Source organism: Paenibacillus sp. y28 (assembly GCF_037137075.1).
GTDB lineage: Bacteria > Bacillota > Bacilli > Paenibacillales > NBRC-103111 > JBBBNV01.
On sequence record NZ_JBBBNV010000010.1, the window covers coordinates 36040 to 50986 of the forward strand.

The following is a 14947-nucleotide window of genomic DNA, read 5'->3' on the forward strand; positions in this document are numbered from 1 at the left end:
CTGTTTAGTCGAAGGATAAAATTTCATTGAGTGAGAAAATATACACGTTCTTCTCGTCTACATGATAGACCGAGACGTTCTGCATTTCCGTATCAAAGTTCAAGATACGACAGGGGAGACTGAGCTGAACGCCGTTTTGCTTAATGACGGTCAGACGGACCAGCGTACCTTCCTTTATCACTCGGCTAATGAATTTGGGGAGCTCCTCTTCTGCGCACTCCTTCATTTGCGGAGCGGCCGAGGCGCTTTCTGATGATGTTGACGAGGCAGGACCAGAGGCCTTGGGATTGCTTGCCTTTGTCGTGCTAGTTGTTTCTTTGGCGGGTTGTGTACCGGACTGCTTTAAAGCTTCTTTGATTTTGATGAGCTTGGAGGTATCGGGCGCACTGTTCGGATGGACCTGAAGCGCCTCCTCAATCGTTCGTCCAAGCGTGATTCCGCTGACAACACGGAAGTCTTTGAATCCGGAGCGGTTTAATACGTGCAGCAGCTGCTCCACAGCCAGACCGTTTGTTTCAGCTTCAATTAGTAGTTCCACATGAAACAAGTGCTGCGCGGCCTTTGTCGATTGTTGTACCATCTTGTTACCCCCGCCCTGCTTTGTCAATCGCTGGTATATCTAAGGTCGCAGTTATCTTATACTATAACAGATTCAGGATTTAAAAAAAATGTCCATTATATACAATAAAAATTCGCAGGATAAATAGCATATCAGGGCGCAAGCTCCAGCCCATTTTCATTTTCTCCCCAAACCGTCCACACAAACCGGGGCTCCGTTTAATATCATAACCGTGTAGTACACATCACAACAAAGGGGTTGGAGAGATGTCGGGTGTAGTTGGTGGAGCTTTTACTAGCACTGGTGCGATTCTGGTTCTGTTTATCCTGCTGGTTATCATTCTTTGCAGCTGTGGCATTTTCGTTTAATCTAGCACAAAGAATACGCATGCGCTCCTGACCCCCTCCTTTACGGAGGGCTTTTTTATGTTCAGGTGCTTTCTGTTTCCTTGATCTTGTACTGTTCATGTTCATGCTGCCTTCCTGCATTTTATTTTAGCCGGCATTGCTTTGTGATCTCAAATCTCACATTCCGCACCCATAATAACATAAAAATAACAGTATGCGGTTGTCTGCCATAGCGGCTTGCTGCTGCCACGCAAGGCTATGCACCTGCCAGACGCGGCAGCCTCGGCACGGGCCCAAGTTACTATGACGTTGTACCCGGCTGGTACGGAACCCCATATAGTATAGTAATGTCAATCCGTTGGCAAACAGCAGAAGGAGTTGGTTTCCATGATGTCGGCAAAGCCGGTGGCCATCGGTGGACACACTGCAATCGGCATTGAAGTGCTGCTCCCCAAAACAACACTTCTCGCCGTTACGACTGAAATCGGCTATATTATGTGCGGTGCGCTCGATGTGGCCTTGTTAAACGATAAGCTGCGGGATCGCGGCATTATTGCCGGGCGCGCGGTTGGGGTCCGAACCTTGGAGGCGCTGCTGGACGCTCCGCTGGAGTCTGTTACCCACGGGGCGGAGCAGCTGGGTATTTATGCCGGCATGACCGGACGTCAAGCCGTCGAGCGTATGCTGGAGCAGCAATAACGAATAACCGTGAACAGGGCGAGGTCCCGGTTCACGGTTTTATTTATGGAATCGCACGGCCTGTGTATGCTTTGTTTATGCGGACAGTATCCGTTTGGCGGTTGTAACCGGCTTTATTGTCTCCAAGGCATTTGAATCCGGGCGCTCGTTGCTGCGGCAGCATGATTTTTTTAGCTTCTCGGCAGCAGCCGTCGATCTTGATTTTAACCGGTATATGTGACGACAGAAGGAATTTCGAAACGAATGCGGGGCAATTCCGTACTAATCTGCAAAAGGCAAAGACAGGAGGTTGAAGGACATGTTAAAAAAATTGCTGCAAAAGCTTCTCGGCAAATCCTCGCATTATGGACACAGCGGCCGGCATCGTTACCGCTCCAGCAGTGATGATTACGGCCGCAGGCAATCCGGGTCAGGCTCCTCGAATCATAATCAATACGGGCATGGGTATTACAAACGCAAGCATAAGAAAAGCTCTTTCTCCAGCAGCTAGCCGATGCTGCGTAGAATGTGCCGGATATCATCAATTATTTGCCCGGCGCTTGCATAGGGCTGCTCCGCTAGCAATAACCGGCGGAGCAGCTTTTTTGTGCCTGGATGCAGTGTCAGCTCGTTCTCCCAGCTGCGCTGGGCCTCCTCGTCCGTATCCGGATACATGCTGTAGAGCAGGAACAATAACAAATGGCCTACCGCATAAAAATCGCTGGTCACATCAATTCGTCTCCGCAGCTGCTTGTCTAGTGGATCATCCGGCCAGACGTCATCCCCCGGAAGCGGTTCAGAGTGGGACTCGGAGAGCTCCCGGGCCAGGCCGAAATCAATTAGGGCTAGCGATTCGCCGCTCAGAATGAGATTGGAGATGCTGATGTCCCGGTGAATAATCCGAAGCCGGTGCAGCTCCTCCACCACAGCAAGCAGCTGCAGGATGAGAGACAAGGAATGCTTTTCCGAAAAAGCAGCCTCCTCCTGAAAAAGCAGCTGCTCCAGGCTCTGTCCCTGTACATAGTCCATCGTAAAACAAGACTCTTGTCCGCAGGTAAAGCGCGAGAGCAGCTTGGGAAACTGCCGCGCCGGCAGCTTGGCCATAATCCGGGTTTCCTGTTCAAAGACCCGGCGGGCTCTGGACCTTCCTCCCCGGGCCGGACAAATCCGCTTCAGCACACAGTAGCTGCCGTGCCGCCGGTCTTCGCATAAATACGTAACACCGTAGCTGCCCTCGCCCAGCCGTTTCAAGATGCGGTAACGGCCATGTATGACAGCTCCCCGCCGGAAGCGCCATTCTCTCAGGCGGCGCAGCCACAGCCCGGCAGCCGGAAAATTAAAAACGGGCATCATGTCCCCCTTGTCAATCGGCATATGTGCCATATCCGTCCCTCGTATCTTTTTCATCTTCAATTAGAAGCGGATTGCTGTGATTCGCGTTCCTGCCGGGGGCTACGGGCGTTTCAATAAAGCAGCTAATAGGGGAACACCCTCGAACGCCCCGGCAACCAGCCCGGCGATTTCTATGGCTCCTGTCGCCTTGAAGTGGGTGTTATCCGCTGTCCCTTCCGGGAAATTCGGATACTCGCCCGGAGCGGTCCACATGAAAATCCGCTTCGTTTCCTCTTCGCCAAGCTGCTCGAACAACCGCTTGCTTTCAGCCGCCAAATCGATAAATGCTACCTGCTCCGCCTCCGCTAGCAGCCGCATAGCTTCAATGTATTCTCCATGTGTGTTCTGAATCCTTCCATCCGATTCCCAGAATCTGCGGTGCATGGGGGAGATGAGCACTGGAGCCGCGCCGCGCGCTTTTGCCCCGTCCAGGTACTGCTTCAAATACTGCTGATAGGTTGTAAAGGGCTTGGTGCCGCCGGCATTATCCTTCTCATCATTATGGGCAAATTGAACGAACAGGAAATCGCCCGGTTTGATATGATTCCATATCCAGTCCAGCCGTCCTTCGGTAATGAAGCTTTTGGAGCTGCGGCCGGAGCGGGCCCGGTTTGAGACGGAAACGGAAGCATTCAAAAACAAAGACAGCATTTGTCCCCAGCCTGCATAGGGATACTGCCCGGAAGCCTGATCCGTTACGGTAGAATCCCCCGCGAGGAAAATGGTCGGAGCATCGGCCGCGCGCTCCATACTGACCGATTGGACGGCGGGTGCAGCCCCCATGAAGGCCAGCTTGAAGCGGCCGTCCTCGACATGAACAGCCGAAGAAACCGAAATCGACTGTCCGGCTTCACTCGGAATTTCATTGGCCAGCAGGTGGCCTTGCCCGGCTTTAACTGTGGTGCTGCCCGGACGAGAGGGATGACCCAGGACGATCTGAACCTTGTAATTTCCACTTGGCACCTCTACGAAAAAGGTCGGCACAGCGGGGAAGTGGTATTCTCCGGGCCAGGAATCCCGTTCATCCTCTTCTTTGCATGGCTGCTCCCGCAGGGCGAACCCGAAGACAGCTTCTCCAGGGCGGTACAAGTCGCAGGCATGAACGGGGATGCAATTCGGATCGGACAGGGATTGTCCCGCCATATCCACAAAAACAAAGCTTTTGGAAGTGCGCATCGGCATTGACTCCCCTCTTTTATTGTAAAAAGCAGCTGTACTTTGTCATTATATCACTGCTTTTCGAGAGCAACTCAACATATTTCAGAATGAAACAAGCGAAAAAATAAATATTCAAAAATAAACAAAGATATGATACAGTGAAGTCAGCAATAAAAACGAGAACACCAAACACGCGGGAGGAAAACAAAACATGCCAGCAAATTTGTGGAAGCAAGATCAAGCAGCCGGAGTGAAGCCGGGAGTAGAGGAGCTCGTATACCGCTCCAACCTGATTGGAACAGATCGTACCGTTTGCAACTGGGGCGGCGGCAATACGTCCATGAAAACGATCGAGAAGGATTTCCGCGGCCGTGACGTAGAAGTCATGTGGGTCAAAGGCAGCGGCTCCGACCTGGCTACAATGAAAGCGGGCAATTTCACCGGACTGCGCATGGACGATATCCGTCCGCTGTTTGAGCGCGATAGCATGACAGATGAAGAAATGGTTGGCTATCTGGTCAACTGCATGATCGATTCCAAGCATCCGCGCGCGTCGATCGAGACGCTGCTGCACGCCTTTTTACCGTTCAAGCACGTGGATCATACACACCCGGATGCCATTATCAGCCTTTGCTGCGCGGACAACGGCAAGCAAGTGGCGCGTGAAATTTACGGCGACCGCTTCGTGTGGGTTCCTTATGTTCGTCCTGGCTTCACTTTGTCCAAAATGATCGCTGAGGGCGTGCTTGCCAACCCGAAAGCCGAACTCGTTCTGATGGAGAAGCACGGCCTGGTAACCTGGGGCGAGACCAGCGAAGAGAGCTATCTGAAAACATTGGCCATTATCCAAGAGGCTGAAGATTATATCGCTGCGCGCGTGGACGAGTCCAAGCTGTTCGGCGGTCAAAAATATGCCGCTTTGCCGGCAGGCGAGCGCCAGGCGGTTGCTGCCGGGATTATGCCGATTATCCGCGGCGCAGTAAGCGATTCGAAAAAAATGCTGCTCAGCTTTGACGATGGCGATGATGTGCTCCAGTTTGTTGGCAGCAAGGACGCCGCTGAGCTGTCCCAGGTTGGCGCAGCTTGCCCGGATCATCTGGTTCACACCAAAATGGTGCCGCTGTTCGTAGACTGGAATCCGGCATCCGGCGATGTTGAAGGCTTGAAGCAGCTTGTGCGCGAAAGCATTGTAGGCTTCAAGAAAGAATATGAAGCTTATTTCAACCGCAACAAAAACGAAGGCGACGTTATGTTTGAAGCTGCGCCGCGCGTGATTTTGATTCCGGGCGTCGGGATGATCAATACCGGCAAGAGCTGGGCGATGTCCCAAGTAAGCGGCGCATTGTATCATCGTGCAATTGCGGTTATGCGTGGATCGACATCCCTGGGCAAATTCGTTTCGCTCAGTGAAAACGAGTCATATAATGTCGAATATTGGCCGCTTGAGCTGTACAAGCTGACACTGGCTCCGGCTGAGGCGGAATTCTCCCGCAAGGTAGCGTTCATTACCGGCGGTGCGGGCGGTATCGGCAGTGAAACAGCACGCCGTCTCGTCTCCGAAGGCGCGCACGTCGTGCTTGCCGACCTGAACTTGGAAGGCGCAGAGAAGGTGGCCGCTGAGATCAACGGCAAATATGGCGAAGGCCGTGCCATTGCAGTAAAAATGGATGTAACGAAGGAAGAAGACGTGCGAGCGGCTTATGCGCAAACTTCCCTGGCTTACGGCGGCGTGGACATTCTGGTCAACAATGCAGGGCTTGCTACTTCCAGCCCATTTGATGAAACCTCGCTGAAGGAATGGAACCTGAACATTAACGTGCTCGGCACAGGCTACTTCCTGGTTGCCCGCGAAGCGTTCTCCCTGATGAAAGCTCAAGGCATCGGCGGCAACATGGTATTCATCGGCTCCAAGAACTCCGTATATGCCGGTAAAAATGCCTCGGCTTACAGTGCAGCCAAAGCGCTTGAGGCGCATCTGGCCCGCTGCATCGCGGCGGAAGGCGGCGAATTCGGTATTCGTGTGAACACCATTTTGCCGGATGCTATTTTGCAGGGCTCGGCAATCTGGAACTCCAACTGGAGAAACGAACGCGCTGCAGCTTACGGTATTGAGCCGGATCAATTGGAGGAGTACTACCGCAAGCGTACAACCCTGCTGGTGAATATTTATCCGAAAGACATCGCAGAAGGCATCGCTTTCTTCGCATCGTCCAAGTCCGACAAAACAACCGGCTGCATGCTGACCATCGATGGCGGCGTACCGGCGGCATTTACACGCTAAGATTCATACAATTACAGTCCGCTAGGACCTTGAATAAAAGCAGCCGAAGGACGGGATGAGAATGTATAATAGACAGAACCCATCCCTTCCGCAAGGCGTTTAGATTAACTTCTTTATGCAGCAATTTGAAGGCAAACCTCCTGCAGGCTGGCTCAGGCATCGAGCTTCGAAATCGGACAGGCATTAGTTGTGGCTTAACCCGAGGCTCAGACTGCAGGGAATTACTTTCAGGCAAGATGCTTGTATTGCAGCTTTTGTATCCCGTGCTGAAGCAGCCGGGGTGTATATTATTAACGGGATTTGAATCCACAACGTAAGGAGCATGGACGCCAATGCCGAAGCAAAAAGGGGAAACTCACTGGATTATCCCTGACGGGTATATTCCGCCGCTGAGCACGGGAGAGCTTCTTAGTCACGAGTCCATTTGCGTGCTCAATTGCTATGAAGAGGAAGCGCTGCTGTCGATTACGATTTATTTTGAAGACGAGCCTCCCATTGAACAAATCTCCGTGACGCTGCCGGGCAAGCGGACGAAGCATATTCGCACCAGCTCGCTTGCGCGGGACGGCCGGGCGATTCCGATCGGCGTGCCATACGCCATCGAAGTCGAAAGCAACGTTCCGGTCATTGTGCAGTACAGCCGTCTGGACAGCACACAAGCTGCCAATGCGTTGATGTCCACCATGGCTTATCCGCTTCCATCTTAACCACGAATCCACCCGAAAGGATGATCCTAAATGACAGACCGTGCTTACGCATTGTTTGAGGAACAGCAAAAAGCAAGAGGCATTGATTTGGATGCCGTGAAGGCCAAACTGAAAGCGCTTCGTATCGAGACACCATCCTGGGGCTATGGCGACTCGGGCACCCGGTTCAAGGTATTCCAAAAAACCGGTGTTCCCCGCAGCCCGTTCGAGAAGTTTGAAGATGCCGCACAGGTACATAAGGTGACCGGTGCGTGTCCTTCAGTCGCTATCCACATTCCGTGGGACAAAGTGGAAGACTACGGCAAGCTGAAGCAGCATGCGGAAGGCTTGGGATTGTCGATCGGCGCGATTAACCCGAACTTGTTCCAGGAAGACGAGTATATGCTCGGCAGTGTGACCCATTCGGACAGCGCTGTACGCCGCAAAGCGACGGATCATCTGCTTGAGTGCGTGGATATCGCCAAAGCGACAGGGTCCAAGGATATCAGCCTCTGGTTTGCCGACGGCACCAACTATCCGGGTCAAGGCAGCATCCGCCAGCGGAAGCAGTGGATGTATGAATCGCTGGCGGAGATGTACAAAGCGATGACGCCGGAAATGCGGATGCTGATTGAATACAAATTTTTCGAGCCTGCGTTCTATCATACCGATCTGGCTGACTGGGGCATGGCGTTTAACTTGGCGAACAAGCTCGGGAAGCAGGCTCAGGTGCTTGTGGATACAGGCCACCATGCGCCGGGCACTAACGTTGAGCACATCGTTGCTTATCTGATTGACGAGCAAAAGCTGGGCGGTTTCCACTTCAACAGCCGCAAGTATGCAGATGACGATCTGATTGTCGGTTCGGTCAATCCATACGAGCTGTTCCTTATTTTCTACCAAATCATCGAAGCCGGACAAGATTCGCAGCAAGGCATTCGTGAAACAGTAAATAACATTGCTTATATGATTGACCAGTCGCATAATATCGAAGCCAAAATTCCAGCGATGATCCGTTCCATCCTCAATGTTCAAACCCAGTATGCTAAGGCGCTGCTTGTGGATCACGAAGAAGTGAAGCGCGCGCAGGAAGCGAGTGATGTGCTGGCTGCAGAGGATGCTGTCCGGAAGGCGTTTGAGTTTGATGTAACGCCGCTGCTGTATGCTGTACGTGAAGAGCTGGGCGTTCCTGTGGAGCCGATGAAGGCATATCTGCAAAGCGGCTACGGCCAAAGCATTCTTAGCCGCGGCAAGGGCGGTGCGAGCTGGTGAGTGGAGGCGTTCTGGCATATGACCTCGGCGCGGGAAGCGGCCGGGCGGTCATTGGCCGCCTCACTGACGGCAAGCTGACTATCGAGGAAATTCACCGTTTTCCCAATGATCCCGTGCAGGTGGGCAGCCGGCTGCACTGGGACATTTTGCGGCTATATCATGAAATAAAGCAGGGACTTCTGAAGGCGAAGCATCAGGGCATTCAGCCGGACAGCCTGGCAATTGATTCTTGGGCGGTTGATTTCGGACTGATTGGAGCCAACGGCGAATTGCTGGGCAACCCGTACCATTACCGGGATCATCATACCGACGGTGTGATGGATCAGGTGTGCGATTTGCTCGGAAAAGACTATTTGTTCTCCCGGACGGGACTCCAATTCCTGCCCTTCAATACCATTTATCAGCTGGTGGCGCTGAAGGAAGCAGGCTCGCCGCAGCTTGCGCAGGGCCAGCGGCTGCTGATGATTCCGGATTTGCTGCGGTATTTCCTGACAGGGGAAGCACACAGCGAGTTCACGAATGCCACCACCACCCAGCTGTACAATCCGCTGGAGGAGAGCTGGGATGCGGAGCTCATCGGCAAGCTTGATTTGCCGTCACATTTGTTCGGCGATGTGCTGCAGCCCGGTCAGCCTGCGGGGCATTTGCAGCCATCGGTTCAGGAGGAGCTGGGGGTTGGTCCGATTCCGGTCCTGACCTGCGCAGAGCATGATACCGGCTCCGCCGTTGCGGCAGTTCCAGCCGTAGACTCGGATTTCGCTTATCTCAGCTGCGGAACCTGGTCCTTGATGGGAACGGAATTAAACAAGCCGTTGTTGAGCCCGGAGGCGCTGTCTGCGAACTTCACGAATGAAGGCGGCGTGGACGGAACATACCGGTTTTTGAAAAACATCATGGGGCTGTGGATTTTGCAGGAATGCCGTCGCACTTGGGAGAAGGAAGGGCAGCCGTATTCGTTCCCGGAGCTGATTGCGCTTGCCGAGGCGAGCGAACCGTTCGCATGCCTAATCGATCCCGACGACCCGCTGTTCCTGAATCCGGTTCATATGCCGCGTGCCATTCATGAATACTGCCAGCGCACCGGGCAAGAGGCGCCGGGTACGATCGGAGCTGTCGTGCGTTGCGTCATGGAAAGTCTTGCGTTAAAATATCGGTACGTATTGGAAAGTGTCGAATCGTTGTCAGGCAAACGCTTTGCCGGACTTCATATGGTCGGCGGGGGCATAAACAATAAGCTGCTGTGCCAATTTACAGCGAATGCGATTGCCAAGCCTGTTTGGGCCGGTCCTACAGAAGGCAGTGCGATCGGCAATGTCATTGTGCAGCTAATCGCGCTTGGACAAATTGCCAATCTCCGTGAAGCACGCGATATCGTGCGCCGCTCGTTCCCGATCGAAACATACGAAGCGCAGGATTCTACTGCATGGGAACGTGCGTACGGAACATTCGTACCGCTGATCGGACGATAAATTTAAACGGTCGGAAAAGAGGGCGTGAGAATGCTAGTAGCGGAAAGATATGAAAAAATCGTGCAGCTTGTCAATGAGCGGGGCAGTATCCGCGTATCCGAGCTTAGCGAGATTTGTGAGGTAACGGAGGAAACGATTCGCCGTGATCTGGACAAATTGGAGCAGGCCGGCAGGCTGAGACGCAGTCATGGAGGCGCGGTGAGCGTCAAGGAGCATCAAAATCCGGAGGTCCCGTTTTTCGAACGGGAGGTCACGAATATGGAGCAAAAGCGGCGGATTGCCCGTGAAGCTGTTAACCATATTTTTCCAAGGGATAAAATTATACTGGATGCAAGCACCACCGCCTGGTACATGGCTTCAATGATTCCCGATATCCCGCTAACAGTTCTCACAAACTCGATTAAGGTTGCCCTTGAGCTTAGCAGTAAAGAAAAGGTGGAGGTTATCTCTACCGGCGGGATTTTGGCGCCGCGTTCCTTATCCTATGTAGGGCCTTTGGCGGAGCGGGCTTTGGAGCTATATCATGTAAACAAAGCGTTTATATCCTGCAAGGGCATTCATTTGCAAAGGGGAATAAGCGAGTCAAATGAGCTTCAGGCCAGGGTCAAGCAGCAAATGATTGGCCTGGCGGATGAAGCTTATATGCTGGCCGATTACAGCAAATTCGGTGTTTCCGCATTTGCGCATGTAGCCCGGTTATCCCGCATCAGCACCGTTGTTACAGACAGTGAAGCGCCGCAGGATCAAATTGAGCAACTGCGTGACATTCCTGTGAAGGTGATCCAGGTTTAATAATTTTATTGCCCGGGGAATAACCGGGGGTAAAATGAAGGGAAGGGAAATTCCTTCCCTTTTTTATTTTTCCACTATATGTAAAAATCATCTAAATTCAAGCGGATTACAAGGCATCATCCAAATTCAACTTATTTAGCCTGTCACATCCTGACAGGCTATTGGTTTAGGGAATGTTGTTTTTGAAGGAGGGGCCGCAGACGGGCCGAATGAAGTTAAATCCGGATTATTGAATGACATGCGAAAAGAGATAGAATGATTGACATATATGGACCATGCAGTGCATGGCCTTAGTAACGGGCATGTTGTCAAGGAGGTCCTAATTCATGAAACCCATTTTGGCAAAAATGCTGGTTTTATGTCTGTTATGCGGTTTAATTTCCGTATGTGCGTTCGTTTCGGACTCGTATGCTCCAATTTTTGACACATCCCAGTCTCAATCATCTTCAAATCATTCTGTCGAACAGTTGAGGGCAACCCTGGATCAGTGGCTGCACAGCGTTGATTATTCCTTAAATCAGGTGCTGGCTTCGAATGAAGTGCGGCGGACCTGGGATCAGCCGCTATCGGCAGAGCAGTTTGAATTGGTCCGCCCTTTGCAGGAGCAGCTTGTATCGCTTCAGGATTTTGACGGGGGGATCAGCACGATCGAGATCGTCAATTTCGCGGAGGATTGGCTGGTCACGCCTACCAGTGTGGTCAGATGGAGCAGCTATGACGACCCGCTTGCGTACAGCGCAGATTTGAAAAATCCGGCCGCTTCTTCATGGACGATTGTTCGCCGCAGCGATACAGGACAGGGGCAGCCTGCGATATGCGGCTATGCGTTCAAGCTTGTTCGGAAGCTGCCGCTCGACGGCATTGCAGTCAAGGGATTGGCCAAGATTGAAATCCCCGCCTGCAGCATGGAACGATTGGCCTCGCTTAACACACTGCTGAGCGACACGGTGATTATGGATACAAAGGAGCGCATCCTTCTTGCAGGAGACGGCTTTACGCTAAGTGACGCCGAAGCGGATCAGGCGATTCTGGCAGCACGCGAAGCCGCCGGAACCGGCGGGGTGCTGACCGTTGGCGACCAGGGCTTGAAGCTCACTTATGACATCTCTGACGTAAGCGGCTGGCTCTTTTTTCAAAAAGCGCCTGCATCGGGTCTCTCCTTGATGTATACCGGCTGGGGGCTTGCTCTGGCCGCCGGACTTTCCGGATTGCTCCTGTTTCTTCGCAGAAAGCTGGTTTACAACGGGTATAAGCCGCTGGATCAGCTCAAGCGCAAGGAAGAGCAGGTGCTTCAGCTGCAAAAGACAAACCTGAGCCTGGAGCAGCAGATTACGAGCCAGCTGCCGCAAATGAGGCAGTATTTTACCCATACCCTTCTGCAGGGCGGAGTGAGCCGCGCCGGGCTGGAAAGCCAGCTGTCCGCTCTCGGCTATGAGGTGGACACGGGCGCCTATATTGTGCTGGCCTTGCAGCTCGATTCGCTCGAGCATACCCGGTTTTCTGCCCGTGATCAGGGCCTTTTGCTTTATGCAATCAATAATATGGTGGAAGAGCTGGTCCCGTCGAGTGAGCGGTTTATGCCTATCGTTCTGGATCAGGTTCAGGTGACTGTCCTCGTTGGCGTGCCGGTCGGCAAGCAGGAGCAGCAGGAGTATGTGGCTGGCACCGTTTCTCTGATTCAGCATCAGATTCAGCATTATTTATCATTAAACGTGAGCCTTGGCGTAAGCAAGCTGTACCGGGATTTGGCCGAAGCAGGCGCAGCCTTCAAGGAGAGTATGGAGGCGCTCAAATACAAGACATGGTACGGTGAGAATTCAGTGATACATTTCGACATGCTGCACGGAAGCAAGGAGCTGTATTTCCCGGCTTCAAGCGGTCTGGAGAACGAGCTGTTTGAAGCGGTAAAAATTGCGGATATGGAGCGTGCGCAAACGATTCTCAAGCAGCTCATGAAGGACATTTACCACAGCGTTCCGAACCCGAATGTTATTGAAATCTCCATTGTCCGGCTGCTTCTGGAATTTATGAATAAGCTTCAAGGGTGGGGCGTAAATGAAAATCCGCTCCAGGCAAGCCGGATGTCCCTGCTGCATCAGGTGCTCCATTTGCGATCTGCGGAGGAGGCGGAGGACTGGTTCCTTCGTATGCTGATTCAGCCGGCCGCCAGTGCAATCAATGAAGAGATGGGCCGAAAAAAGAGAAGCATCTCGGATCAGATTGTCGATATTATTCGTAATGAATTCGACACGGAATTGTCGCTTGAACTGCTGGCAGGCCGGCTGCATTACAATTCCAACTATTTGAGCGGCATCTTCAATAAGGAAATGAACATTACATTCAGCGAGTATTTGACGAAATATCGTCATCAAATGGCTCGCAAGTGGCTTGTCGAAACGGATTATTCTATTAAGGAAATCGCGGCCAGACTTCAGTATAACAATTCCCAAAACTTTATCCGTTCTTTCCGCAAGCTGCAGGGAATGACGCCTGGGGAATACCGGGTGAAATATACGACGACATCAAGTTATCAATTCACAGAAAAGGATGCGATTGAGAAATGAGCAGGGCAGGGAACAGCAACCCCGTTTGGGCTGCAGATATTGGCAGCGGAATGTACCAAAACCCGATATTGCACGCAGATTATTCCGATCCGGACGTTTGCCGCGTCGGTGATGATTTCTATATGGTAGCCTCCAGCTTTGCGCACATGCCTGGATTGCCGATTCTGCACTCTACGGATCTGGTGAACTGGACCCTCATCAATCATGTCATAGCCAGGCTGGATTTACCTGGCTATGACCGACCGCGACACGGTGATGGGGTATGGGCTCCAAGCATTCGTTTTCATGACGGGAAGTTCTGGGTTGTTTTCAGCACACCGGATGAAGGGATTTTTATGAGCACGGCGGTTGACCCGCATGGGGAATGGACACCGCTGCACCTGATCAAGGAAGCGAAGGGCTGGATTGATCCTTGCCCGTTCTGGGATGAAGATGGCCAGGCTTATCTGGTCCATGCTTTCGCCAGAAGCCGCTGCGGGATTAAGCACAGGCTCGTTCTGCACAAAATGTCCCCGGACGGCAAGCAATTGCTTGATGATGGCGTTCTGATATTCGATGGCGAGCAGGATCATCCGACGATGGAAGGTCCAAAAATGTATAAACGTAACGGGTATTACTATATTTTTGCTCCGGCGGGCGGTGTCGCCACGGGCTGGCAGACCATTCTGCGATCCAAATCCATTTATGGCCCATATGAAGACAAAATTGTTCTGCACCAGGGGGATACACCGATAAATGGACCGCACCAAGGCGGCTGGGTGGAGCTGGATAACGGAGAGTCGTGGTTTGTCCATTTTCAAGACAAGGGTGCGTATGGACGTATCGTGCATCTCCAGCCTGTACAATGGATGGATGACTGGCCGGCGATGGGCGACCGGATTGTTGACGGCACAGGCGAGCCGGTGCTGAAATGGAAAAAACCGAAATCAGACCACGTCGCGCCGTTTGCTATTCCTGCCACCTCGGATGATTTCGATGAGCCGAAGCTGGGGCTGCAATGGCAGTGGCAGTCGAACCCGCAGCAAGCGTGGTACTCCCTGCAGGATCACCCGGGGCACATCCGGTTGTTCGCCGCGGGGCTGCCGGAAGGCGGGACAACACTGTATGATGCAGGCCAGCTGCTGATGCAGAAATTCCCGGCACTGGCGTTCAGCGCAACCGCGAAGCTGGAGTTCAAGCCGCAGCATGAAGCGGATCAGACGGGCCTCGTTATTTTTGGCTTAAATTATGCTTATACGGCTATCCGCAGGGATGCGCAGGGGCAGTGGAGCTTGAACTTTGTATGTGGAACCGAAAAGGACGGCAGCCGGGTAGAGGAAGTGACCGAAAGCCGTGCTATCCCGGAAGGTCCTGTATATTTGCAGGTTCATATTGCAGAAGGAGCCGTTTGCCGCTTCAGCTACAGCTTGAACGGGTCTGATTTTGAACGGATTGGCGCAGATTTCCAAGCCAAGGAAGGCCGCTGGGTTGGCGCCAAGGTCGGTATTTTCGCGGTTAATCCAGCTTCAGGCAGCTCCCAAGGCTATGTGGATGCAGATTGGTTTGTTGTGAAATAGGACGATTCAGGAATAAACTATAGCGGCAAGGTAACCTAAAAAGCGGTCTCGGATGGAACTTTCATCCGGGACTGCTTTTCTCACTGAGTCCCCCTTAATAGGGGCTTTTTCATCAGCGGATATAACGGGAGAAACGGTAAATTTCACCTGTGCGCTTAGTTATGAGCCTATAAGAAAGAAAACGCTCTCGAAA

13 protein-coding genes are annotated in these 14947 nt (G+C 52.5%); 10 read left to right on the forward strand and 3 right to left on the reverse strand.

The genetic code is table 11. The features are described from left to right. Positions 1–4 precede the first annotated feature (4 nt). Positions 5–580 carry a hypothetical protein gene (locus WBG83_RS10185; RefSeq protein WP_336744911.1) on the reverse strand — a complete coding sequence of 192 codons (576 nt, stop codon included), beginning with the start codon at positions 578–580 and terminating at the stop codon, positions 5–7. Between the two features lie 245 nt (positions 581–825). On the opposite strand from WBG83_RS10185, the gene WBG83_RS10190 reads away from it, so the two are divergent. The 3 genes from WBG83_RS10190 to WBG83_RS10200 all read left to right on the forward strand — a co-directional run bounded on the left by WBG83_RS10190 (position 826) and on the right by WBG83_RS10200 (position 2095). Further along, positions 826–927, forward strand: coding sequence for a YjcZ family sporulation protein (locus WBG83_RS10190; RefSeq protein ID WP_336744912.1), 102 nt, complete (start codon positions 826–828; stop codon positions 925–927). 366 nt (positions 928–1293) lie between these two features. Further along, positions 1294–1605, forward strand: coding sequence for a YunC family protein (locus WBG83_RS10195; RefSeq protein ID WP_336744913.1), 312 nt, complete (start codon positions 1294–1296; stop codon positions 1603–1605). A 298-nt stretch (positions 1606–1903) separates the two neighbouring features. Further along, positions 1904–2095, forward strand: coding sequence for a hypothetical protein (locus WBG83_RS10200; protein ID WP_336744914.1), 192 nt, complete (start codon positions 1904–1906; stop codon positions 2093–2095). On the opposite strand, the gene WBG83_RS10205 is transcribed toward WBG83_RS10200, so the two are convergent. Then, positions 2092–2967 carry a serine/threonine protein kinase gene (locus WBG83_RS10205; protein ID WP_336744915.1) on the reverse strand — a complete coding sequence of 292 codons (876 nt, stop codon included), beginning with the start codon at positions 2965–2967 and terminating at the stop codon, positions 2092–2094. The two genes, WBG83_RS10200 and WBG83_RS10205, sit on opposite strands and share 4 nt — an antisense overlap. Before the next feature lie 69 nt (positions 2968–3036). Continuing rightward, positions 3037–4152, reverse strand: coding sequence for a rhamnogalacturonan acetylesterase (locus WBG83_RS10210; protein ID WP_336744916.1), 1116 nt, complete (start codon positions 4150–4152; stop codon positions 3037–3039). A 193-nt stretch (positions 4153–4345) separates the two neighbouring features. Between WBG83_RS10210 and WBG83_RS10215 the strand changes: the two genes are divergently transcribed. From WBG83_RS10215 to WBG83_RS10245, 7 genes are all read left to right on the forward strand, one after another. Beyond that, complete coding sequence (locus WBG83_RS10215; RefSeq protein ID WP_336744917.1) at positions 4346–6415, forward strand: bifunctional aldolase/short-chain dehydrogenase; 2070 nt, start codon at positions 4346–4348, stop codon at positions 6413–6415. A 332-nt stretch (positions 6416–6747) separates the two neighbouring features. Continuing rightward, entirely contained in the window at positions 6748–7122 is a 375-nt protein-coding gene (locus WBG83_RS10220) for a sensory rhodopsin transducer (RefSeq protein WP_336744918.1), read from the forward strand. A gap of 30 nt (positions 7123–7152) precedes the next feature. After that, positions 7153–8373: an L-rhamnose isomerase gene (gene rhaI, locus WBG83_RS10225; protein ID WP_336744919.1), complete on the forward strand. Its 1221-nt coding sequence runs from the start codon at positions 7153–7155 to the stop codon at positions 8371–8373. Further along, the gene (locus WBG83_RS10230) at positions 8370–9842 is read left to right on the forward strand and encodes a rhamnulokinase (protein ID WP_336744920.1); all 1473 of its coding nucleotides are present in this window, start codon (positions 8370–8372) and stop codon (positions 9840–9842) included. Before rhaI ends, WBG83_RS10230 begins: the two co-directional genes overlap by 4 nt. Positions 9843–9872: 30 nt before the next feature. Then, complete coding sequence (locus WBG83_RS10235) at positions 9873–10634, forward strand: DeoR/GlpR family DNA-binding transcription regulator (RefSeq protein WP_336744921.1); 762 nt, start codon at positions 9873–9875, stop codon at positions 10632–10634. Positions 10635–10960: 326 nt separating this feature from the next. Further along, positions 10961–13198 (forward strand): helix-turn-helix domain-containing protein, encoded by a 2238-nt coding sequence (locus tag WBG83_RS10240; protein WP_336744922.1) that lies wholly within the window; start codon positions 10961–10963, stop codon positions 13196–13198. Continuing rightward, on the forward strand, positions 13195–14754 hold the full coding sequence (locus tag WBG83_RS10245) for a glycoside hydrolase family 43 protein (protein ID WP_336744923.1): 1560 nt from the start codon (positions 13195–13197) through the stop codon (positions 14752–14754). The genes WBG83_RS10240 and WBG83_RS10245 overlap by 4 nt, the downstream gene beginning before the upstream one ends. Positions 14755–14947: the final 193 nt, after the last annotated feature.